Source organism: Granulosicoccus antarcticus IMCC3135, assembly GCF_002215215.1.
GTDB classification, from domain to species: Bacteria; Pseudomonadota; Gammaproteobacteria; order Granulosicoccales; family Granulosicoccaceae; genus Granulosicoccus; species Granulosicoccus antarcticus.
Genome location: NZ_CP018632.1, coordinates 185542 through 208867, shown reverse-complemented (window position 1 = coordinate 208867; position 23326 = coordinate 185542). Strand labels below are relative to the sequence as shown.

Genomic DNA, 23326 nt, shown 5'->3' with positions numbered 1-23326 from the left:
TTCTGACTGGGATAGCGCCCAGGACGAACTCAGGGGTACCCGCTTGTCGTAATCATGATTGAAACGTCTGAACTTCCCTAGTGGACAATCAATCAAGCCACATGTGCCAACCCATACTTAACCGAACTTGTATTTCCGAATTATGCGTGATGAATGACTCTATTACTGTCAGTTTTTATGTAATCGAACGCGACTACTCTCATCATTTTACGTGTTGAAAATAGTTCACCGTGAACGGCTTCCACCTTCAATGTGTGGAAGAAACTCTCTGAGCAGGTTTTCTCGTAAATGTGTTCGTCGAACGGCTGTGACGCAGTGTGAATTACAAATATGTTTACCTGCAAGCTTATGACACGGTTGGCGATGCGAATCAGTTATTAGGTCGATACTTCGAATTTTATAATACCAAGCGCCGGCACCAGTCACTGGGGAAAACAAACTCAATTCGTTTTACATTCAATCTGCAATTAGGAAGACAGCATATTAACGAAAGGTGCTCTGGTTGCTGTCCAACAATTAGGGCTCTCTACTTATTGTCCTTTTGAGTAACTACTATTAAGTATATTAGTAAGAATGCCAAGGCATCAATCCAATATGAAATCTGAACGATAATATTTTGCGTAGGATCGGCCTGCGTACCTACCGCTTTTAATACACCTGCAAGTAACACCAGCCCTGCGATAAATGCTTTCATTTGGTTCGCCTCATGCGCAATTTGCGACAATATATTGACGACCAAATAATGAGTGGCTTGGATCGCCTATGTATCTATATCGGTCAAGCTTGGTAGCGACTTAACATGTTTTATCGATGAAATTGAAACCTTCATCACAAAAACATGGAGCTCAAGACTAAAGCGGCAAATTTTTGGCAATTGCAATTCGTAATAACAAGCACTTACACGTTTATTCATAAATTACTACATGAATATTCACTAAGATTCGAATTTACCTATATTCGGGGTAACTATTCAGCTGTTCGCACCTCTTTCACTTTCCATTGGCGGTCATGATAAGTGTCTGTTAATCAGATAGTCTGCCTGCTGCGAAAGTGCATATTCTGGGGCTTGTCGATCACCGATTCTGATTCATGGTGATCAAGACGGTCGCGATAGGAATTCCGGTTGCTCGGCACCCCTCGCACAGATCCCGGCGTGCGCTACTAACGCACCGGGCTCCTGCCTTGATTTTTGGCGTCAAAGCGAGCCTTGGGGTAAGGATGTTGCACTTTAATTAGTGGAAAGAAGATCGTCTTGATTCGATGAAAGCGCGCTCACGTCATTATGTTACGTTGGCTTCTGCGCCTGAGAGAGCGCAGCCAGAGCCGTTCGACTCTGATAAAGAAGTAGGCCAGACTCTTGTTAGTTGCCAGGCACAGAAAAGTAATTCATATGTCCTGTCAATACCCGACTTAGCCAGCGTCCAGTTTCGGAGATAGGTCGATGCATACGACGGCGCAATTCGCGTTTAATTATTTTCAGCGACACCACCATTTGTCCTTTGATCGTTTTCCGTCCCACAGTAAATCGACCATTCGCTCTTGCGGCAGTGTAATAGTGTGTGAAACCTAGAAAATCAAAGGTTGCCGGTTTAACGCCATAGAAACGCTTACTGTCCCTCCTCAAGAGTGGAATGTATGCCCTATGCAGCCAGACGAAATTCTGGCATCAAATCAGTATCTTGACGTTCGGTGATGAATTTCGCCAAGGCATGCTTTTCACCACTGCCTAGCAGAAATTCAGGCAACGCATTTCGCAGTGCCATTCCAACTACCCGTTCGGAGGGCGCGACATGTGCCCGTATTGTGCGCAGCCACGAGCCGAAGCCCTGCCACACACGCTGCTCCTCGGTGACTGACAGATACTGCATCAAGCCCTGAGCCACAATACCGGCTTGCACTTGCACGTGATAGGCCTTGATTTTGCGATGCACATGATCTCGATAGACCTTCGGTTTTTTGTGTAGATACTGATCACCCTGGTGACGACGAAGTGGTTGCATGTCCTGCATCCACAGGTGATAGCTGTACGTGCCGATCACGCCCTTGGCTTGCTTGAAGCTATGCTCGATTTTGAAGCGCAGCCCGTAGAGTTCAATGATCTCCAGCGCGCTCAAGCTCAGATCCGTGGACATCAGCAGGCAGTGGCCGCGCTTGGGATATTCCACAATGACAAAGCGTACCAATCCCCCCGCAGGCTTCCAGAGCAGATCGCGCACACGATACTTGATCACGACTGCGTGATCGCCATAAACTGGACTGGGCGCTTTGTGGAACGGGCCAGGCTTGTGACGTATCGACGCCAGGGGGACTCGCTCGCCGTACTTGGGTGGACGACCTCGTTTTCGACGCTGGCAAGGTTCGGGCATCTTGTAGCCTACCGCGTTGTTTTTGATCCGGGTCACCAGGTGATTGCCATCGCCAACAAGCCCTTTGATGATCTTCTGATTGGCGTAGAATGCAATATGCTGTGCACAGCATATTGCATTTTGAACTAAACCGCTGCGCGGCGCTTTGAAAGCTGACAGATTCCTCCTGTAACTGTGCTTCCAACATTCATCGGTATTTAACTATTCACAGGCCGCTTTTGGTCTGAATGAGGAGTTATCTGATGACACCTTTACGTCAAAAACTTCTGGATGCCATACTGCAGCGCGGCTATTCAATCAATACCTATGACAGCTACGCCGTCGCTGTCAAACAGCTCATCAAATTTTATCACCGTCCACCGGATCAGATCTCGCTCTGCGAATTACAGCCATTCTTTGAATATCTGGTCAAAGAACGCAAGCTGGCTCCGGCAAGCTGTCAGGGGTATTTGGCCGGCATTCAGTTTTTCTATGAAAAAGTGATGGGCTGGCCCCCATTCGAGGTGCCTGTGATCGTTCCGAAAAGACCACAGCGTATTCCGGAACTGTTGACACGTTCCGAGGTGGCCAGCATCATTAATCAGCTGAGTAATCTCAAACACCGTACTATGCTACAAACCTGTTACGGCTGTGGCTTACGACTCAGCGAGTTGGTGTCACTAAAGGTTCGCCACATCGACAGTGAACGTAATTTACTCAGAGTAGAACAGGGCAAGGGTGCTAAAGATCGTGCCGTGATCATGTCAGATGCTTTGTTGCTAGCTCTGCGTATTTACTGGCAGAGTTTTCGACCGCAACCCTGGCTATTTGAAGGCCAAAGATCTGATCGACATCTGACGTGAGCTTACGCCAGCCCAGTAAAATATCACCCTGATTGTCTGGTTCACTGTGTCTCCGCCAGCAACCTACTCCCTGGAGACGATCGATGAACGCAGAGGTAGTTGATTTCAAGCCCTCGCTGAGAAGCGCCCAGCACGCCTTCGATCAATGGCGTAGCAACCGATTGCGACGCGAGCCGACACCCATTACATTGCGTCTATGCGCCGTAGCGTTGCTGGATCATCACTGTGCCTTTCATATTTGCCGCGCCTTACGCATCAACGCCAATGCACTCAAACAATGGTCTGATGCGCAACCTACGCCTCAGAGCACGTTGCCTGCTGAGCGCTCTGTCCATACCGATACGACGGCGGGTTTCGTTCGATTACCTGTCACTGGAGAAGTGGCAGCCGAACCAGCTTCGCCAATCACTGGCAGTCTGATCATCGAGTTACCCAACGAGACTGTGATTCGTATCGATCGTGCATTCACACTCGACGAGGTGTTCCAGGCCGCTGCCCGGATCAGCAACAACGCAAGGGTCTCCTGATGATTCTGCTGACTCATCAAAGCCCAATCCTGTTGGGCGTGGCTCCTTCGGATTTTCGCAAGGGAATAGACGGCTTCGTTGCTCAGTGCCGGAACACGCTGGGACAGGATCCCACTGATGGCACCATTTTCGTCTTTATCAACCGGGCAAAAACCATGATTCGCGCCTTGAGTTATGACGGCACCGGCTACTGGTTAATGACAAAAAGACTGTCTCGTGGCAAATTCACAGGTTGGCCCACGGGTCATGAGGAGCTATCACCGGCCAGCGCCCGGCAATTACGCTTGCTGCTCAGTGGTGAGTGGTTCTCACCGGTGGCTCAGTCCACATCAGCACCCAGTGATTGTCATGCAACACCGCTTGCATCTTCACCGCCATCCACTACGCTTTCTTCCAATCCTGCAACCTCTTGTACTCCCCAGCCCCCTCAACCATGAGCGCCCACGTCTCCGAGTCTCCAGTGAACGTTGAGAAGCCAACCGGCTTCATCGACCTGAGCGAGATACAGCTTGATGAGCTGATGGCGCGTATTTCAGAGGCGCGCGAACACGGCATGGCGCTCAGCGCCGGGGATTACGACCTGTTGGCCAGTGCCATGATGACATTGGCTACCATGCAGGAGCGCATCAGCCACAATAATCTGACCATCCTGAAGCTGAAGAAGCTACTGGGTATGGTCAATCCGTCCGAGAGACTGAAGAACCATCCGGGCAAGAACAAGGGTGAAGGCTCGGGTGGTGACAAGGCCAAGGCTGATGCAGATGCCGACGAGCAAAACGACACGGGGCGCCCGCGCACAGGGACGGGCAAAAAGGACAATCGCAACAAGAAGCCCAAGAAGGCTTCCATCAAACCCACGGTCCATCATCATGGCATCGAGGGCCTGAACAAGGGTGATCCCTGTCCCGGTTGCCAGGCAGGCAAGGTGTACAAGTACCATCCGGCCCAGCTTCTGCGCATTGTCGGGCATTCACCGTTCAGTGCCGAGCAGCATGTCAGCGAGCAGCTACGCTGCTCGGCCTGCCATGAAATCTATACCGCCGAGCTGCCGCCCAAGGTGCGAGCCGATGGGCGCCCCGGTCAGATGTACGGTTACTCGGCTATCGCCATGATGGCGATCTACAAGTATTTCGTCGCCAGTCCGTTCTACCGCCAGCAGTCACTGCAAGGCCTACTCGGCTCACATCTGAGTGCCTCCACGATCTTCGATCAGTGCCAGAAGCTGGCTGATCACCTGACCCCGGTGTTTGTAGCCCTGGTATCGATGGCAGCCGACGCGCAAGTGTTCTACCTGGATGACACCACACACCGGATTCTGGTCAAGCAGGCAGCGCCCAAGGGGCGCGAACACCGCTCGGGGGTCTACAGCTCGGCCTGTCTGGCCATCTTGCCGCTACCCGACAGTGGTACGACTTCGGATCCGCTGTCATCGGATCAGGCACGACGATTGGTGCTTTATCAGACCAGCGTGGGTCACGCAGGTGAGTGGTTTGACGAAATACTGGGACATCGCAGCCCTGGTTTGTCGGTGCCCATTTTGATGAGCGATGCCCTGAGCTCCAATCACGTCACCGACAAGGACTTCATAGTGTCTCTATGTAATTCGCATGGCCGCAGAGGCTTTGCCGAGCTTGCTCATCAGTGTCCAGATGAAAGCCTGTTTGCCCTGGAGCTCTACGCAGGGGTGTGGGCAAACGACGATCACTGCAAGGAGCAGGCGTTCGATTCCCACCAGCGTCAGGTCTATCATTACGTGCATTCATTGCCACTGATGACTCAGATCAGGCAGTGGTGTCAGGCACAAACCCAAGAGGGTGGCCCGGTGGAACCGAACAGCAACCTGGGTCGTGCCATGGCTTATTTTAATCGCCACTTCGACGGTTTGTGCGCGTTCTGCCATATCCCTGGGGCTCCGATCGATAACAATGCCTGTGAAAGAATCATCAAATTGATGGTAAGAGCACGCAAGAACTCTCAGTTTTTCAAGACCGAAAACGGCGCCAAAGTCTCCGACACCATCACCTCGATACTGGCTACCTGTATGGAAACGGATGTGGATGCCCTGGACTACCTGGTGGCGGTACAGAGAAATCAGCTGGCCGTGCGCGCTGCCCCGCAAAACTGGATGCCCTGGAATTACCCCAGCCAACAAGGCTGAGTTTGTAGTAGCACAGGCTCAGGCGTTAATTTTACTGGGCTGGCGTAAGCTCACCATCTGACGGGTGCCGCTTATGCAGCGGGTATTCACTGCCGCCAAGAAAAAGGCGGGTATTGAGAAAGTCGGCGGCATCCATTCCTTGAGACACGCCTATGCAACTCATCAGCTTGAAGCAGGCATGCACATACACAAACTGCAACATCAGCTGGGGCATCGATCCGTTCATACCACCTCGCGCTACGTCCACTGGGTGCCCAACTATCGAGAGGTATCGGAAGCGGGTATTGATCTGGTCGCTGCACTGGAGCAAGTCGATGAATAACCAGTGCACGGTAAAATCTGCCTTGTTTCAGCATTTACCTCGCTACCAGCAGACACATACCTTGAGCCCACATCAGAGTCAGGTGTGCTCACATATTCTGACGTGTCATACCCCAATGGCACTCGGATAGGCAATCACTGCTCGTACATGTGACAGCAAGTTCGCGCGGCTGATCGTGGAATATCCAACAATTTGCGCGATTTGGGCCTACGTTTTACGGCTCGTGGCTCTCGCCGCCCTGGACGATTCCCGACCCGAGGTCCAGCAATTGCTTGGAGCAAATAGGTCCAACCTTGGGCATCAAGTTGCTGACCACACTGGGACCAGGCGCTCCACAATTGCACGGTATGCCGAAAGCTGATTGAACGCGGCTCTCGATTACTTATCGCTGCAGCTTCACTCATCAATAACCGTGTCAGATTGTAGGCAAGTAGGTGAACCCAGAGTTCTTTCTCGATCATCTCAGCACTGCGGCAGCTCAGTATCCCTGCATCCAGAGCGCACTTGAGCGAGCGAAAGTCAGTTTCCACGTTCCATCGACGCAGGTACAGTGCGACAATTTCCTTGGCACTGACCAGACGTTGGTCAGTGAGTGAGGTAATGAAAAAGGTGTCCTGATACCCACGACGACGGCTGACCACCTGACGCACCCTGATTTCCCTCGGACACAATTCGTAGGTCTCTGCATCCATCCACTCAGGCCTGACCGGACGTTTGAACGTCAGGTGTGCGCGTCGTTTTTCGGGGCGAGAGCGACTGCCGTTGATTTCGAAAACCCCATCGCAGCCGATACCCTGCAGCATCACAAACGTCCAGTAGGTTTCGTAGATCGCATCGCCCACCAGGACATCCCCTGGCTTCAAACTGCGAGCCAGAGTTCGCATCTGCGACAATTCCCCCGTTGTCTTGCCCTTGGCTGGCCCGATCAACGCATCAATGATTGCACCCGTGGCCGCACACGACAATGCAACCATGCGAGCTTCGGGGAAACCGATACCCTTCTGCTGGCTGGAGGGTTGCGGATACGCGAGTTGGTTGTCGGGTGTGTCCGGCATCGAAAGCCCAGTACCATCGATGAAATAGACAGAACGCCCACGCCAGAGCCACTCGGGCAACGCGTTGTTGCTGACCTTCTGGCCGACCGTTTTGAAGAGCGCTTCGACCATCGAGCTAGGCAAGCGAGATCGTGCTTCACAATAAGCCGCCGTCGATGTTCCCGGTGGCCGCAGTCCATGCTGCAGGCAGCGAACGATTCGATCGTTAACGGCTCGCTGACAAGAACTATCGTCGTTAAGAACCTGTGCGACAAACATCGCCAGAGTTTCGGTCGGTGGATAGGTGCGTTCGCGATGCGCTGGCAGATGTGACTCGACCGTGTCGAAGAAGCGCTTATCAGTGATCAAATTGAAGACCCCGACAGAGTCGAAGTCTGGCGCGCAGGTGTTGCTCTGAGGGCAACTCGCAGGTAGGCTGCATGGTGGCTGGTTCCGGTTACGTTGATTGTTTCGCAACCTGAAACGTACTCGCCCGGACCGGCCACTGCAACCTTTCTGAAATTCTTCCTGAAATTCCTTTCAGATCAATCGGTTGAAGCTAACCGAGTGCCATTGGAGCATAGTGACCAACTGTTCCGACGCTCATACACATCGATTTCCAAAGTCGGCTGCTTAGTGTTTGTCAGCGGTCCAGCCCCTCCGTACACACAAGATTTGAACTTCTGGACGTTATTCAGGATAGTCTTGATCTGCATCCGGGCACTTACTCTCTAATTGACGATGGTTGTTCGCACTTTCATCATCTCAGAGGCAGGCGCCGGATGCACCTTCACTGCTACTGTCAATCTACGAAATTCAGGTCAGAATACCCACAGATTATTCAGTCGAGCCACGAGAATTTATTATCCTGAATAAGCTAAAGTCACCTTCTATCAGGAATTTAAATTCCTAAAAGAGCAGATGTTTCTCTATCGAGAAGACTGTTGATCTCGAGGTCATTATCTATCTGAAACTGTTTAATTGCAGACTTAGTTCCCTGCCCTAATATGCCATCAGCACTACCTGCGTCGTAACCGAGATCATTCAATTTTCTCTGTGCATTGATTACTGCTCGATCTACAGGCGCTTTCTTTGTAGAATTAGTTATCCTGGTATTCTGACCAATCTGACCTTCACATTGAACTATAGCAACTAGATTTTTCCCTATAGCACCTCCAGGTTTAACCTCGAAGTCTGTGGATATGACTTCATAGGCTCCTCCGCATCTTTTTTCTGCCGTGCTCTCGACGATCTCCACGCGAGATGTAGAATCCCATGATCCTTTAGACAAAATTTTCAGTCGATTTCCAGGCAGCTCATCAACATCCGTATAAAGTGTATTTAGTTGAGCGCACCCTATCAATAGAAAACAGCATGATAATACGGTAAACACTTTAAACATAAACGTCTGATGATTATTGGTTAATTTATTCATAATAAAACATCTCTCGCTAATGGCAATATTGATCAGAAAAATCCACGCCCCGAACCCGACCGAAAAAATTACTTCGCCCCCTAAAATAGTGGTCGATTTTATAAACCTGTCTACGAACTAAGCATATCTCGAACAAGCTTATCTTAAAAATTTAACAACATGACTTCATTAAACGCTGAGAAGCGGTGATCGTCAAGATAGTTGACCGATTTACTTATGCCGCTATTCCTAATTTTTGCCTTGCTTCAGTTCATGCTGCTGCGGATTGAGTCTTACTTTCTCCGACCATACTCAATTTCGTGTCTTACCACTCCCGTAAGCTCTTTCGTTTCTACATAGACACGGATACGGCTGGCAAGAATATCGACGCCTATGCCTTTATAACGCCTACTCGGCGTTACGAATTTGATCGCACGATGTCGATGCTCTGTGTTGTACCAGCGAACAAATTTCAGCACCCAGGCTCATGCTGTCTTTAAGTCTGCAAAGACTTGCGTCAGGAAGTCATGACGACACATAATTGTTCGGAATAGCGACTCTGAACAGGCATTGTCATTTGATACTCTTGGCCGGTTGTATGAGGTCTGCAACCCCAGTTCATCCAATTTGACACAAATAGTGCTGGATCGCTGCTGCGCTCCATTGTGGACATGCAAAACAAGACCTTTTCCTCGACATTTCTCTGCAAGAACAGTCCTCGCAAACAACTCCACGATTAGCTCGCTGGTCTCCAATTTGTACATTTCATAGCCAACTATTTTTCGGCTCTAGACACCCATTATTATCAGCAGGTACAAGTATTATCCACGGATTGAGGGCGATGTATAGGTTACATCCCAACACTAAAGTTGGTTCGTTCCTGTAGCGAAATGAGCACTGCCATGAATGGCCCATTATGTAGGCCGATTTGCTGTTTGATTCTCTCTTGATACAGGCTTTTCACCCTTGGCACCTTCTTGCTTTCCTTGGCCGTATTCTTGCCATCTACAATCAGCACAGGACCTCCGGCAACGCGTTCGACTCGGTCTCCGAACAAGCTTCCCGTCGCGCAATATATCGTATCCCAAGATCCAGCCGTCGTCCTGAGCCGCTTCCCAAGTCAAGCGGCTGCATCAGTAGACGAATACACTGTGCCTTGCAGATTGCCGGGGGAGGTGGGGATACCTGCCTGTTCATCAAGGGTGTCATCGTCGACCACTGCCCCACCAGTGCTACCCTGTTCGGGCGAACACCGGATGCAGGAGCCAGGTAGATATGCCAATCGTTCAGATTGTTATCGTTGCAGCCATGCTTTAAACAAGCCTGCCGAGCCCGAGTACACGAAAGCCCCCACCGTGCTCACTCATCATCCCAAACCACTCTGAAACTCTGATGCGTAGTCGAACTATCTGAAGATGACCCGGTTCTGGCAGCAATTCGATAACGATAGCAATAGCTCTTGTGGCAGAGAAAGGACCCTTCTTTCGACAATTTGAAGCCCTTCATGGCGCGTAGTCAAGATCGTGCTTTCGCATTCCTGGAAGTGTTGCTGTATTCGTCACTCATCCATTCCCAGACATTGCCGCACATATTGTACAAACCATAGCCATTAGGTTCGAACGATCGTGCCGGTGCTGTACTTGTAAAGCCAACAGCCGCTGTATTGTTATTCGGGAAATCGCCTTGCCAGGTGTTGCAGGGGAAGGTGGCAGTGTCATCCGGCTCTTCATTGCCCCAGGGGAATTTGACATCACCTAGCCCACCGCGTGCGGCATGTTCCCACTCCGCCTCACTTGCCAGACGCGCACCTGCCCAGTGGGCATAGGCTGTAGCATCATTCCAGGATACGTGTACCACCGGATGCTCCTCATGACAGGCCGCAGCCTGAGAACCGGGGCCATTGACCTCACGCCAGTTCGCGCCGTGAATCTCTCGCCACCATTCGGTTCCCACCACGCCTCGTGATGATTCGATATGTTCCGGTACCTGTTGCCAGAAGACGAATGAACAACCGAATCGCTCGGCCTCAGTCACATACCTTGTCTGTTCGACAAAAACCCTGAACTGGGCATTGGTGATGGTTGTCTCGCTCATGCGAAAGGGCTTGATGCGCACCCGTCGCAATGGTGTTTCTCCATCATTGAGTATTCCCGGTGTCGTGGTACCGATATAGGCCAGCCCACCGGGGATGAATCTGGCGGCAGGTCTTAAAGACTCGGCACAACGAAGGCTCTTGGCAAGCTGGATGTGAGGACGGCTCGCAGGAGGCTTGTCACGCACCTGCGCACAGCATGCATGCCCTGCCCCCGGCGTAAATTCCGAATGCGCCTCCAGCTTGGCGCCCCCACTCCCAGCCAAGCAGGATGCCCGGCAGGATTCAGATCGCTCATCTTCGGAATGTTTGCTGTACTGCATATGTGCGCACATTGCCTCTATTACCTACCAAGCTTCAGGGTACCGCTATTGCCTTGGCATGGATCTCGGTTTTGAGAATATGATCTGCTGGAGATCATGCCCTAGTACCTCGCCATGAACTGACGAATCTCGGCTTCGCTCTCGATCTCACCCGGTTTCTTGGTACCGCCCGCAGTCTTGCTCTTATCCAGCAGTCCAGGATCGCCATCGAAATCGTAGTCTATCCGCAACAACCCCACATTCAATACACTCTCGGAAACCAATCCTCGCGAAGCACTTGCCCATCAACCATGTCATGACCCGGAAACGGTGGCGATGTCGGTCCGGGGCGGCTGATATATCGGGCATCATCTCCTACCAGCCTCAGTGAGAACGCCCGACGCCGCTGAGCCGATTCATTGCCTCGTGCTCCGTGCAGGGTCCGAAAATCGAAAGCGACCGCATCCCCTGGCTCCATCTGCCATTCCATTATCGGCATGCCTTCTTTATCCGGATCAGGAACCGGCATATAGTCATCGCTATCGGGATAGAAGCCTGTTTCAGCCAACCAGCGCGTCGGTAGCACCGGCTTCTTCCAACGGTGTGAGCCCGCGACACAACGCAAGGAGGCTTCCTTAACGGTATCCACTGGGCTCCAGAAGCTGACAGTCTGCTTGCCTTCTACAAAGTAATAAGGGGAGTCCTGGTGCCAAGGGGTCGCCTTCGAGGTGCCTGGCTCTTTTACCAGCACATGATCGTGGAATACCTGCACCCCTGAAGATCCCATCAACCTGGCTGCCACAGCAGCTGCTTCGGATTGTCTGATGACTTGTTCAAATTCCGGAATGCGCGTCCAATTGCAGTAGTCATCAAAAAAACGCCCTTGTTCGCCTTCCTTGAGATTCTCAGCGGCATAAGGGCCCGGCTCGCGCATATTGCGTTCAATGCCTGCTCGAATCGTATCAACCCAGTCATTGAACAGGCCTTTGATCAGCACAACTCCGTCTTGCCGAAAGCTTTCAATGGTCGATTCATCAAGGGTATTTTCCAGACTCATGCGCTGCACCTGCTCGTGTGGATTCCTGAGTAGCTTGATTCTCAATGGTTGATGAGATAAATACAAATACTAAATAACAAGTGGATCGAGCAGCGTCTGAGCCCGCAGCACATTACCGGTCTGTTTGATCGTCAGCATCTTGCCCGGGAATAACCCACAGAAGCCCAGTCATCAACTAGACGGAAACCCGAACCAAAACTATTGGGAATGACTCTGGTTTTGGGCAGGCATCCAATTGAATATCCAAGCTGTAACTTGCCTGCCTGGTACCAAATTAAATGCCAATATAAAGACGAATATTTCGGTTTGATTTTTTATGAATACCACCGCTGCACTCATACCGAATATGCAACACTGACGCATAGCAGCAACACAAACCGACACTGAGAACAGGAATATCACTTTGGACAATGCACTCGGCCAAACTCTCTATCTGGCACAGACTTTTGTTTTCGGCGCGTTGGCTATCGGCTACTTCCACCGCCGACGCGTGCGACTCTCTACTCGATTTCCTTCAACTTCCAATTGGCTCGCAGTCGCCACTATCTGCCTACCGGTAATACTTGTCGCGATTGTCCAAGTTGTAGCATCCGTCATCCTGGACACACATTGGGACAGTTTGCGAAATCAGTATTCCTTGCCGACAGCATCAGAGGATATCGCAATGCTTGTCAAACTCTCGGGTGCAGGATTGACGGCATGGATTCTGGCAATACTAACGGGGTGTTGCGAATTGCATGACTGGCTTCGTAACAGGATGAACTCTCGAGTCATTGATACGCTGCCATAATTGGAGGATGTCTATGCGGAGCCCAATATTTCGACGCAGCCAATGCCGCTGACATTGCCATCCTCATAAACCTACCCTGCAACTCTCCCTGTTCCAAACCAGCCACGCAGTTGCTGCGTGTATAAGGTTTTTCGAGTGCGATGTACCTCATCGACTGGGTTACTTGCCTTGTGATAAAAATTGAGTGATCCAACCCATCATTAAAGCGCCGTCGACTTCTTGCTTCAGTGATTCATCTGCACGTATCAATGATTTGACATCTGGACCGTGCTCCAACGGTGCTTTCAGCCATTCCAGCACAGCACCAACAAACTCCTTTGGCATTTCAGGGTGATGCTGGGTTGTCATTACGTGAGTGCCAATCCGGAAACCTGCGAACGGGCAACCCTGTGCGGTCGCAGTCATCTCTGCTCCATCAGGTAATTCGAGGACCTGCTCATTGTGAATCGCATAGAGTCTAAGGTCTCGTTTAGCCGGCTGCATCCAACTTGAATGCGTTTTCCAGTCTACGGGCACCGCCCCAATCGACCAGCCGTCAGGGTTGATGCCGACGTGGCCACCGAGCGCCTTGGCGATAGCTTGATGACCGAAGCAGATCCCAGCCATCGGTTTCTTCATTTTATGCAAGGTGCGAATGAGCTCGAGCATCTCTGAAATCCAAGGCTCGGGCTCGTTTACTGAAGATGGACTCCCGGAAAAGACAACCCCGTCATAGGCATTAAGATCTTGAGGGTATTCACCCAGATAAGGACGATATCGAGTGAACTTCCATGTCGGTTCGTGCAGGAGCAAACCGGATGCGATTTGTTCGAATTCATCTTCAAAGTGAGACAACGGGCCCTCGGGCATGTTGACGTTCGAGACAATGGCAATATTGCGTGACACAGTGATTCTCCTGTTAAGTGGTCAGTAAGCCAATTGACAAAGCCGGCACAGCGATAAGCAGGCCAAGACGAATAAAGTCGGCGACGATGAAAGGCAACACACCTCGAAAGATGGTGGTTAATGGCACATCATCGTTGACAGACTTGAGTACAAAAACATTCATCCCTACAGGAGGAGTGATCAGACTTATCTCAGTGGCAACCACCAACAGAATCCCAAACCAGATCAGATTGATATCCATACTGACCAAAATTGGAGTCACGATTGGCACCAGCAATAGAATGATCGACATCGCCTCGAGGACCATACCTAGCATGAGGCAGATAAACAGAATCAACATAACGAGCATTACAGGACTAAGTTCGAGTGCCATCACCAGATCCGCGAGCTCGTCGGTAAGCCCTGAAAAATTCACGAACTCAGTGAAGAACAGCGCTCCCATGTAAATGGTGAACAACATCGCCGTGGTTTTCCCCGTTTCAGTCATCACATCGAGAAGCAGCGCCCAAGTGAGTCGTCCGCGCAACGCCACCAGAACCATCGCCATGACTGCACCAATGCCCGCCGCCTCAGTTGAGGCTAACAGACCAAAATAAATACCCCCGAGCACAACAACGAACAGGATCAGAATATCGACGACTCCAATGAGTGACTGCCAACGCTCAGACCAACTTTGTTTTTCACTCGCGGGCCCTGCATCAGGGTTCAGAGTAGTGACAACCTTAACAGTAGCCATGTAGCCTATAACCCCCAACAGGCCGGGCACAATTCCCGCCACAAACATGTCGGAGATGTCTTGTTCAGTCATTATTGCGTAGATGATCAGTACGATTGACGGCGGAATCAAAATGCCCAGAGTGCCGCCAGCGGCGATTACACCTGTAGACAAACTGTCGTGGTAGCCGGCCTTGCGCATCGATGGCATTGATGCACGGCTCATGGTGGCAGCCGTCGCCAGCGAACTTCCAGAGACTGCGCTGAATGCTCCACAAGAAAGCGCTGCAGCCATGCCTAGCCCGCCACGATAGTGCCCTATAAAAGCACCAGCAGCCTTGAACAACTTATCTGAAAGATGCGCTCTGGCGACAAAATTCCCCATAGCGATAAAGAGCGGTACAACCGAGAACTCATAGGAAAATCCGGTTTCAAATACTGTTGAGCCAGCTAATGACATCGTTGAATTAAAACCAATATCCAACGCAAGTCCGATAAGGCCCACCAAACCTAAACAGTAGGCGATCGGTACACCTACCATCATCGTAAGCAACATGACAACCGCGAGAATGATAAAAATTTCCATGACTCAACTCTCGCTTGGGCCGTCACTAGACGGCGTGATAACACAGCAAAAAACAGTGGCTATCAGAAAAGCCCCCATGAGCAACGCCGGCATCCAATGTGGCATATGCAGATAGACCGACCGTTCACCTGTACCCATTGCGTGCAGGAAAAATTGTGTTGTCCCCCAAGCCAACAGGGAGAAATACACAATGGAAACCAGTTTGGAAAACACATCTGACAGACGCTTTAAACTAGCCGGCATGGATTGATACAGTAAATCGACCCGAACGTGCCCGCGCCTGAGCGCCACAATTGGCAACGAGAAAAACACACCAATCGTCATTAAAATCTGGATTATCTCGTAGCCACCGGGGATCGGCATTGAGAAGACCTCCCTCCCGACCACGTCGACAAAAGTGACTAATGCAATCAGTGTCCAGGCTACTGTGGCCCCTGTTCGCGACACGTTGTCGAAAAGCGTCTGCACCCTGGTCGGCGAAGACTTTGATCTCATTTCTGGCATCACACATTCTCCTCGTGGTTGAAACAAACTTACAACAGCTACGCTGACTGGCGCGGCTTCGGCCGACCAGCCAGCTTTCGTGCAGTGGCTTACAATTACAGCCCCTGTTCGATCTCGTTCACCAGCGCACGATAGCTGTCGATGATTTCTTGCCCATCAAAGCCATCAGCGGACACCGAATCAATCCAGGTTTTCTCGTACGCCTTGAATGCCTCAGCCAGGTTTTCTTTTAGTGGACCTTCTGCTGCCGTGGTGAGCATGCCGCTGTCCAAAAAAGCTTTATCGGCGCTAACGCCTATTTCATCCCAGACCTGGCCGAACTGCTGAGCCAAGACCTGGCCACTGATGGCATCAATTGCCGCCTGATCCTTCGGATCTAATTCGGCCCAGCTTTTTTTGTTCATCACCATGAAATAGCTGACGTTGAACAATCCACCAGGATAGACAAAGCGATTCTTGAAGTAGCGGTCAAAGCCGAAAACAGGAACCAACGACCGCTCCAACATTGCCCCATCTACAACACCATTAGAGATCATTTCTGCAGCCTTTGAGAACGGAGCCTGTATAGACGTCATGCCAAGTGTGTCAACCACACGGGTAGCCGCTTCACCACCGCCTCGAACCTTTACACCCTTGTTTCCATCCATGGAACTAACAACATGCTCAGTGGTAAAAAGCTGCCCGGGTCCGGCTGTATAAAGCGACAAAACCTTCACTTCTGCCATTTCGTCCTTGGGACCGAAGTACTGATTGTAGGTATCCCAAAATGCTACCGACGTAGCTTCAGCTCGGTCCCCAAGTCCGGGTAATTCTGCGAATGCATATTGCTTGAATCTGCCCGGGCTATACGATTGATTGCCCATGGATATATCGGCCTGCCCGGTTGCAGCCACGTCAAACTGACCGGCGTAAGACCCAACTATCTTGGGCATAATCCGCACAACGACTCGACCCTCAGTGACCTCTTTAACGTTGGCAGCCCAAGGTTTAAGCACCTTTGTCATCAACGGATGGCTGGCTGGAATCGGTGTTGACAATCGCAGCTTTTCTGTAGCTTCAACAGGTGATGCCAAGCTGAAAGCGATAAGTGACGCGATAGAGATAGAGCGAAAATTAATCATTGATTCAGTTCCCTATAAAGTTTTTTCATTGGATAGTGCTACACGTGCTATTTCAGCAAAAAGCGCAATACCGGTCCCGATTGTGTCGTCATTGAAATCATATGTCGGTGCGTGCAGAGCACGACCATTAGTGGCACCTTGTCCCAGCCAGAAATACGACCCTGGGCAAGCCTCGAGCATAAATGCAAAATCCTCGGAGGCCATTGAAGGGTCTAGACCGTTGTCTTCACACTGATGCGAAAGACCCAGATTAGCAACAGCACGCTCAACAAGTCGGGTGGAATCAGCATCGTTCACAGTCACTGGGTAACCGTCGATAAACTCAACTTGTGCACTCGCACCAAAACCCGTAGCAACTGCCTCAATTAACCCAGATAGTCCTCGCACACAGGCCTCTTTCGCATCACCGTGCAGAATACGAACTGATCCGATCATCTGCACATGCTCTGGCAATGCACTGATGGCATCACCTGAAATGACTTGCGTCATCGACACTACAACCGCTCGTTGGGCATTGACTTGCTGTGCAACATAGCTGTTGAGTGCCAGTTGCACATGCGCGGCAACAGTCATGAGAGGAACGGACTGATGCGGCATCGCGGCATGACCGCCCTTCCCTGCAAGAGTGATACGCAACAGGTGAGATGCAGCCATGATAGGACCGCGCTGTGTACCAACGACATTAGCAGGCAGATCTGGCCAATTATGAAGACCAAAGATACGCTCCATTGGGAAACGTTCGAACAACCCGTCTTCAACCATGTGCCTCGCACCAGCGAAACCTTCTTCGGCAGGTTGAAATACAAGCCTTACTGTACCGTCAAAATCACGACTCTCACTTAGGAGTTCTGCCAAGCCAAGCAAGATCGCCGTGTGCCCATCATGACCACACGCGTGCATTCGGCCTGCCACAGTGGACTGATATTCAGCGTCGGTTTCTTCGGCAATCGGTAGGGCGTCCATGTCGGCACGAAAGCCGATGGCTCGACCAGAATCGCCGCGCCCCTTGATACTGGCCACGATGCCTGTTTGACCGATACCAGTTTCATGCGGAATACCTAGTACTGACAAACGATCAACCACGTAGGCCACGGTTTTTGGTAATTCAAAACCCAGCTCAGGATTGGCATGCAGCCATCGACGGTCATCCGTACTTCGCTGAATCAACCCCTGGGGGACATTAGGAACTTTTTTCAAAAGAGAATTCCTCCTGGTAGATAGATACAAAATACAATTGCTTTTGGTTACTATATTTTAAGTAGTTGCTAAATGCAATTACTTTTGTTATGTTCTTCTCCCACACAGGGTTAATTGGAGACACGATGGCCAAAGTGGTCAAGCAACTCGACACAGCGGACATGGAACAATCCATTGGGTATCTACTGAGACGCGCGTCACGCCGCCTGCGGGACGCAACGGTACCCGTACTCAAAGCCAATGGTCTTTCGCCGTTAGAGCTCACAACGCTCTATCTCGTCTCGCAAAACCCCGATTGCGTCCTGAACTTGCTCGCGACCGCAACAGGCGTTGAATCGCCAGCAATGAACCGCATCGTCAACAGTTTGGAAGAAAAAGGCTACATGTCGCGCCGGAAATCAGACGACGATGCTCGTTACACTTATTTCAGTATTTCCAAGAGCGGTGAGTCCTGCATGTGCGTCGCCCGCCAGGCGGTTGAGGAAGCAGAAAACAAGGCACTCTCTTCTTTATCTGCAAGCGATCAGAAAGCGCTATTCACACATCTACAACAACTCGGTCGGATACATTCAGAGCACTAAACAAGCTGTGATTATCTGAGAAAAAGCCTGAGCAGGAATAAGGATTGGCCAGCCCTTCCCATAACACCCTGCATGTGGATTTTCACAGGACGTTTCATACTAAATGGTGAAGAGAGATCCACCCTTGGCGTAATATGTACGGCCCTTTTTTTGGTACGAGCCCATGCCCTTATTCTTTGCAATGCTGATGACCACCCTGCTAACCAGCTGCGGAACCTACCAAGGCAACGAGCAATGGCGACGTAGCGCCTGCAACGAACTTGTCAACTCAGACGAACGCGCTCAATGCGAGGAAGAGGCAGGACGCTCGGAGAGCGAATACAAGCAAGACGTTGAGGAAGCTCTGACCAACTAAAACAGGCTCTAGCTCATTACCCGTTCGTCCAGACAGCCAGCACATGCCATGCTGGGCGTCCAAATCACATTGCAGTTGCGTATCCTGTCAACGCCCCCAAAAGGATTATCATGACTCGGATTGGATTCTGGAAACGACTTGCTGCCTATGCAATTGATATGTTGCCTAGCAGCGAAAACCAGCAGCTCTAGAACAGTCGGCACCTGCAATTCTGCCTTGATATACGCAGATCCTATAGCGCCCCTTCTATTGTTGGCGTATGCAACAGTCCCATTAGGGTGTGCCTTGGGAGCATCTCACCAATGGTCGTTACGGTTCAGATTTGCATAGACAATACGTAAAGGACGCGCTTTTTTCCTTGCGACTCAAGGTACAATCCGTCACTGGCAGAGCGCTTCTGATCTTGATTTTTAAAGCTTTGATAAGCTTACAACTTTACCGTCGCGCCGCCAGCTCTTCATGATTTATTCAGGCTAGCTTTGGCCTTACACATAAAGGAATTATATGTTTAAAAAGTTGCTGAAAATTGTAGGCACGGCTTTCCTGCTCCTCCTCGTACTGGCTGCTTGTCTCGCTACATGGTCTTACCTTAGCGCTTCCAAACATACTAAAGCGGCTGAACCCTATTTGACAAAGAATCTACCCGAAGCAGTCAGTTGGGATTTCGAAAATTTAAAGCCATTATTAACCCCAAAAGCTTTGGAAGCATTCGAAACTGAGCGCGGTCAGAAAATTTATGAATTATTTTCCAGACTTGGAAAATTAAAATCATTAGAAGAATCCAAATTCTTGCGTTCGCAATCTGGAGTCACTACTTCCACAGGAATATATGATGTTGTAATTTTCAGTACATTAGGACATTTTGAATCAGGAGACGCAAATATCACTACCACGTTAAGTGTTGTAGATGGCTCTTACTCAATTCAAGCCATAAATATAAATTCAGATATTTTTCTTGAATAATCGTCTATCAAGTTGCTGGCCGTTGGGAACATCTCACCAACGGCCATTACGCTCCAGATTTACACGCCCCACTTCACTACCCGTGCGTCCAAACCGCCAGCTCATTCCCATGCGGGTCAAGAAACTGAAAGCGACTACCACCGGGAAAGCTGAATATCGGCTTGATGATCGTACCGCCTGCCTCTGTTACAGCCTTTTCTGTGGCTTCCAGATCTGTGGCAAAGAAAATCACTAACGCCGCGCCTCGCTCTGTCGTCGATTTTTCTGTGGACTTGTAAAACCCGCCATCCAGCTTGCCATCGGAGAATGCACGATATTCGTCACCATAACTCTCGAATGTCCAGCCAAATACTGCCTCATAGAAGGCTTGCACGGCATCAAAATCCGCAGCAGGCAGTTCAATATAATCAATCTTCAGATCCGTAGACATCGTCCTTTCCTCTATTGATTGCTTGTTCTGATTTCAACTACTCTACAGATCAACCGCCTTGCCACTTCGCACGCTTTCATCGGCGGCGATACAGATACGTAACGACTGCACGGCATCTCGCCAATGCCGGGTCAGATCTGTATTGTTGACGATAGCGTCATGCAGAAAGGCCTGCTCGTTATCACACAAGCCCTGGTGATCAGGCTCGTCGTGCATATCCAGCAAGGTATCCGGCTTGGAAAACTCCCCCGCCTCATTCAACTCAGCTCTATGCAGGCGAATGCGAGAGGTACGGGTATGGGCATCAATATCATCCGAGCGTACATTGTCATCCATGACGATAGACACTGCTCCATTGGGCGAGATGATGTCTTTTACAAAGAAAGCGGTCTCTGACATCATCGGTCCCCAGCCGGCTTCATACCAGCCTACCGATCCATCATCAAAGCGCACCTGAAAGTGCCCGTAGTTATACATTTCCGGCTCGATGGATTCAGTTAAACGTACCCCCATACCATTGACTTGAACCGGCAGGGCATCGGTGATCTGGCACATGACGTCCACATAGTGCACCCCACAATCAACCAATGGTGAGGTGGATTGCATCAACTGCAGATGCGTCTTCCAGGTAGCCCCCGAGGATTGCTGATTCAGGTTCAGACGAAACACATAGGGTCCACCCAGATCCCGCGCCTCCTGAATAAGGCGTACCCAGGATGGGTGGTGGCGCAGAATGTAACCTACGACCAGTTTGCGATCCAGACGATTGGCAACCGCGACGACTCGTCGGGCATCTTCCACGGTGGTGGCCATCGGTTTTTCAAGAAACACATGCCGACCCTTTTCCATAGCGGCAATGGCGTATTCGGCATGGGTATCCGAATAGGTATTGATGGAGACCACATCACACTCAACCGACTCCAGCGCGGCGTGGTAATCGCTGTGCATCGGTACGGACGCCAGTGACTCGGGCAAATCTGCCACTGGCGATCGATTGACCAGGCCTACTACCTCGAAGCCGGGGTGCCGTGCACAGGCAATGGCGTGGCTGCGCCCCATGTTGCCCAAACCTGCAATCAGAATTTTAAGCGGACTCATGGGACGATACTCCAACGATGACTACAAGGGAAAATAGCACGCCACGGCGTGTGCTTCACCCTCTGTCAGTTCAGGGGCTGATTGTCGGCATTTATCTTCGGCCTTCCAGCAACGCGGATTGAAGGCGCAACCGGCAGGCGGATTCAACGGGGACGGCAATTCGCCTTCCAGACGAATACGCGTCTGCACATGCGTCGGATCGGCCACCGGAGTGGCTGACAACAAGGCGCGTGTATAGGGGTGCCTGGGAGATTCGAACACCTCGGCAGCCGAACCTCGCTCAACCACTCGGCCCAGATACATCACCATGACATCATCGGCCATATGTCGAACCACCGACAGATCATGCGAGATGAACAGATAGGCCAGATTCAGACGCTCTTGCAACTCAACCAGCAGATTGAGTATCTGCGACTGGATGGATAAATCGAGTGCGGAGACCGGCTCATCCAGCACCAGAATGCGCGGCTCCAGCATCAGGGCACGCGCTACCGCAATTCGCTGTCGCTGACCACCAGAGAACATATGCGGATAACGATCGTAATGCTCCGGACGCAGACCTACCATCTTCAGCATTTCGCGAGCCTGTTGTTCACGTTGAGCCTTAGTGACATCCCGTCGATTGATCAGCACCGGCTCCTCCAGTATCCGGCCTATCGTCTGCCTGGGGTTCAATGAGCCAAAAGGGTCCTGAAAGACAATCTGCACAGAGGCGCGAAGCTCGGCTTGCTGCTGCTCTGTCAAGGGAACATCACTGCGAATATGGTGCCCATCCAGCGTCAGCTCACCTGCGGTGGGCGTCTCGATCATGGTCACAACCCGTGCCAGAGTGGACTTGCCGCAACCCGACTCTCCAACCACGGCCAGTGTGCGTCCCGCCTCTAGAGTGAATGAGACATTACTCAGGGCTTTGACGGTTGCATTTCCACCGAAAAAGCCGTTGGACACCTCGTAGAAGCGACTGAGACCTTGCGCCTCGATCAACAGATTGTTCACGCTATCGCTCACGACGCTTCTCGCTGGGGAATACCCTGTATCAGAGGATAATGACAACGGGCATAGCCCAACGCCTGTGGTGCCACACCTGGTTTGACTTGACGACATTTTTCATCAGCATGTGCACACCGAGGTGAAAACAGACACCCTGTCGGCCGGTCAAACTGGCCGGGCACCACACCCGGGATGCTGGGCAGCTGACGAGTCGTGGCACGCTCCGGCAAAGCTGCCAGTAGTGCATCAGTATAGGGATGATGCGGACTGGCAAACAATTCACGCACACCCTGCTCTTCCACTTTCTGGCCGGCGTACTGCACACTGACGCGTTGTGCGGTCTCTGCCACCACACCCATGTCATGCGTAATCAGCACCAATGCCATGCCGGTATCTTTTTGCAAATCCAGCAACAGTTCCAGAATCTGCGCTTGAATGGTCACATCCAGAGCGGTGGTCGGCTCATCGGCAATCAGTAGTTTAGGCTTGCAGGCAATCGCCATGGCAATCATGACCCGCTGACACATGCCACCGGATAACTGATGCGGATAAGCTTTCAAGCGCCGCTCAGGCTCAGGCAAACCGACCTGCTCCAGCAGTTCGATCGCCCGCTTCTGACGCTCACGACGCGACAGAGGCAAATGCGCCTTTAATGCCTCACGTAACTGAAAGCCTACCGTGAAGCATGGGTTGAGACTGGACATGGGCTCCTGAAAGATCATGGCCACATCCTTGCCGATAATCGAGCGTCGCTGACGACCACTGGCACCAGCAAGGCTGACTCCATCAAAGGTCATGACATCAGCCTGAATGTTCGCGGTCCAGGGTAACAAGCCCATCAGCGCCAGCATGGATACCGACTTGCCACTACCGGACTCACCGACAATGGCCAGCACATCACCCACATCGACCTGCACATCCACACCATCTACAGCGCGGAACAGGCCATTGGCGGTCTTGAAGTCTACAGACAGATTGCGTACGTCGAGTAATGACAC

Annotated in this window: 26 protein-coding genes; 9 read left to right on the top strand and 17 right to left on the bottom strand. The window is 51.2% G+C overall.

Annotated elements, in window-relative coordinates; translation table 11 throughout:
- Positions 1–140 precede the first annotated feature (140 nt).
- From IMCC3135_RS35360 to IMCC3135_RS00950, 3 genes are all read right to left on the bottom strand, one after another.
- Entirely contained in the window at positions 141–344 is a 204-nt protein-coding gene (locus IMCC3135_RS35360; protein ID WP_418251414.1) for an IS3 family transposase, read from the bottom strand.
- 182 nt (positions 345–526) lie between these two features.
- On the bottom strand, positions 527–694 hold the full coding sequence (locus IMCC3135_RS33850) for a hypothetical protein (RefSeq protein WP_157735680.1): 168 nt from the start codon (positions 692–694) through the stop codon (positions 527–529).
- A gap of 946 nt (positions 695–1640) precedes the next feature.
- On the bottom strand, positions 1641–2462 hold the full coding sequence (locus tag IMCC3135_RS00950; RefSeq protein WP_335589295.1) for a transposase: 822 nt from the start codon (positions 2460–2462) through the stop codon (positions 1641–1643).
- A 146-nt stretch (positions 2463–2608) separates the two neighbouring features.
- On the opposite strand from IMCC3135_RS00950, the gene IMCC3135_RS00940 reads away from it, so the two are divergent.
- From IMCC3135_RS00940 to IMCC3135_RS00920, 5 genes are all read left to right on the top strand, one after another.
- Positions 2609–3208 carry a phage integrase N-terminal SAM-like domain-containing protein gene (locus IMCC3135_RS00940; RefSeq protein ID WP_088915866.1) on the top strand — a complete coding sequence of 200 codons (600 nt, stop codon included), beginning with the start codon at positions 2609–2611 and terminating at the stop codon, positions 3206–3208.
- A gap of 83 nt (positions 3209–3291) precedes the next feature.
- Positions 3292–3735, top strand: a complete 444-nt coding sequence (locus tag IMCC3135_RS00935) for a hypothetical protein (protein ID WP_088915865.1) — start codon at positions 3292–3294, stop codon at positions 3733–3735.
- A complete protein-coding gene (gene tnpB / locus IMCC3135_RS00930; protein WP_088915864.1) occupies positions 3735–4172 on the top strand; it encodes an IS66 family insertion sequence element accessory protein TnpB in 438 nt (145 codons plus the stop codon). Before IMCC3135_RS00935 ends, tnpB begins: the two co-directional genes overlap by 1 nt.
- Positions 4169–5893, top strand: coding sequence for an IS66 family transposase (gene tnpC / locus IMCC3135_RS00925; RefSeq protein ID WP_088915863.1), 1725 nt, complete (start codon positions 4169–4171; stop codon positions 5891–5893). The genes tnpB and tnpC overlap by 4 nt, the downstream gene beginning before the upstream one ends.
- 73 nt (positions 5894–5966) lie before the next feature.
- The gene (locus IMCC3135_RS00920) at positions 5967–6215 is read left to right on the top strand and encodes a tyrosine-type recombinase/integrase (RefSeq protein WP_088915862.1); all 249 of its coding nucleotides are present in this window, start codon (positions 5967–5969) and stop codon (positions 6213–6215) included.
- A 134-nt stretch (positions 6216–6349) separates the two neighbouring features.
- On the opposite strand, the gene IMCC3135_RS00915 is transcribed toward IMCC3135_RS00920, so the two are convergent.
- The 5 genes from IMCC3135_RS00915 to IMCC3135_RS00895 all read right to left on the bottom strand — a co-directional run bounded on the left by IMCC3135_RS00915 (position 6350) and on the right by IMCC3135_RS00895 (position 12114).
- Complete coding sequence (locus IMCC3135_RS00915) at positions 6350–7618, bottom strand: IS4 family transposase (RefSeq protein WP_088915861.1); 1269 nt, start codon at positions 7616–7618, stop codon at positions 6350–6352.
- A gap of 532 nt (positions 7619–8150) precedes the next feature.
- Positions 8151–8684 (bottom strand): peptidoglycan-binding domain-containing protein, encoded by a 534-nt coding sequence (locus tag IMCC3135_RS00910; RefSeq protein ID WP_088915860.1) that lies wholly within the window; start codon positions 8682–8684, stop codon positions 8151–8153.
- Positions 8685–9783: 1099 nt separating this feature from the next.
- On the bottom strand, positions 9784–9945 hold the full coding sequence (locus tag IMCC3135_RS33845) for a hypothetical protein (protein WP_157735678.1): 162 nt from the start codon (positions 9943–9945) through the stop codon (positions 9784–9786).
- A 233-nt stretch (positions 9946–10178) separates the two neighbouring features.
- Positions 10179–11021, bottom strand: a complete 843-nt coding sequence (locus IMCC3135_RS00900; RefSeq protein ID WP_205737853.1) for an SUMF1/EgtB/PvdO family nonheme iron enzyme — start codon at positions 11019–11021, stop codon at positions 10179–10181.
- Positions 11022–11319: 298 nt separating this feature from the next.
- Positions 11320–12114, bottom strand: a complete 795-nt coding sequence (locus tag IMCC3135_RS00895) for a phytanoyl-CoA dioxygenase family protein (protein ID WP_088915858.1) — start codon at positions 12112–12114, stop codon at positions 11320–11322.
- A gap of 403 nt (positions 12115–12517) precedes the next feature.
- Here IMCC3135_RS00895 and IMCC3135_RS33835 point away from each other — a divergent pair, with 403 nt between their 5' ends.
- The gene (locus IMCC3135_RS33835) at positions 12518–12904 is read left to right on the top strand and encodes a hypothetical protein (RefSeq protein WP_157735676.1); all 387 of its coding nucleotides are present in this window, start codon (positions 12518–12520) and stop codon (positions 12902–12904) included.
- A gap of 159 nt (positions 12905–13063) precedes the next feature.
- On the opposite strand, the gene IMCC3135_RS00890 is transcribed toward IMCC3135_RS33835, so the two are convergent.
- The 5 genes from IMCC3135_RS00890 to IMCC3135_RS00870 form a co-directional block, all read right to left on the bottom strand.
- Entirely contained in the window at positions 13064–13789 is a 726-nt protein-coding gene (locus IMCC3135_RS00890; protein WP_088915857.1) for a type 1 glutamine amidotransferase, read from the bottom strand.
- Positions 13790–13802: 13 nt separating this feature from the next.
- Entirely contained in the window at positions 13803–15089 is a 1287-nt protein-coding gene (locus tag IMCC3135_RS00885) for a TRAP transporter large permease (protein WP_088915856.1), read from the bottom strand.
- A gap of 3 nt (positions 15090–15092) precedes the next feature.
- Positions 15093–15593: a TRAP transporter small permease gene (locus IMCC3135_RS00880; protein ID WP_088915855.1), complete on the bottom strand. Its 501-nt coding sequence runs from the start codon at positions 15591–15593 to the stop codon at positions 15093–15095.
- Between the two features lie 95 nt (positions 15594–15688).
- Positions 15689–16714 carry a TRAP transporter substrate-binding protein gene (locus tag IMCC3135_RS00875; protein ID WP_088915854.1) on the bottom strand — a complete coding sequence of 342 codons (1026 nt, stop codon included), beginning with the start codon at positions 16712–16714 and terminating at the stop codon, positions 15689–15691.
- Positions 16715–16726: 12 nt separating this feature from the next.
- Entirely contained in the window at positions 16727–17911 is a 1185-nt protein-coding gene (locus IMCC3135_RS00870; protein ID WP_157735674.1) for an amidohydrolase, read from the bottom strand.
- Positions 17912–18036: 125 nt separating this feature from the next.
- Between IMCC3135_RS00870 and IMCC3135_RS00865 the strand changes: the two genes are divergently transcribed.
- From IMCC3135_RS00865 to IMCC3135_RS00860, 3 genes are all read left to right on the top strand, one after another.
- Entirely contained in the window at positions 18037–18492 is a 456-nt protein-coding gene (locus tag IMCC3135_RS00865; RefSeq protein WP_157735673.1) for a MarR family winged helix-turn-helix transcriptional regulator, read from the top strand.
- Positions 18493–18655: 163 nt separating this feature from the next.
- Positions 18656–18847: a hypothetical protein gene (locus IMCC3135_RS33830; protein WP_157735672.1), complete on the top strand. Its 192-nt coding sequence runs from the start codon at positions 18656–18658 to the stop codon at positions 18845–18847.
- 504 nt (positions 18848–19351) lie between these two features.
- Positions 19352–19810 (top strand): hypothetical protein, encoded by a 459-nt coding sequence (locus IMCC3135_RS00860; protein ID WP_088915851.1) that lies wholly within the window; start codon positions 19352–19354, stop codon positions 19808–19810.
- 76 nt (positions 19811–19886) lie between these two features.
- On the opposite strand, the gene IMCC3135_RS00855 is transcribed toward IMCC3135_RS00860, so the two are convergent.
- From IMCC3135_RS00855 to IMCC3135_RS00840, 4 genes are read right to left on the bottom strand one after another with little or no spacing between them, the layout of a single operon-like run.
- A complete protein-coding gene (locus IMCC3135_RS00855) occupies positions 19887–20240 on the bottom strand; it encodes a VOC family protein (protein ID WP_088915850.1) in 354 nt (117 codons plus the stop codon).
- Between the two features lie 42 nt (positions 20241–20282).
- Complete coding sequence (locus IMCC3135_RS00850) at positions 20283–21338, bottom strand: Gfo/Idh/MocA family protein (protein ID WP_088915849.1); 1056 nt, start codon at positions 21336–21338, stop codon at positions 20283–20285.
- A gap of 21 nt (positions 21339–21359) precedes the next feature.
- On the bottom strand, positions 21360–22346 hold the full coding sequence (locus IMCC3135_RS00845; protein ID WP_269467047.1) for an ABC transporter ATP-binding protein: 987 nt from the start codon (positions 22344–22346) through the stop codon (positions 21360–21362).
- Positions 22343–23326, bottom strand: a complete 984-nt coding sequence (locus IMCC3135_RS00840; protein ID WP_088915848.1) for an ABC transporter ATP-binding protein — start codon at positions 23324–23326, stop codon at positions 22343–22345. Before IMCC3135_RS00840 ends, IMCC3135_RS00845 begins: the two co-directional genes overlap by 4 nt.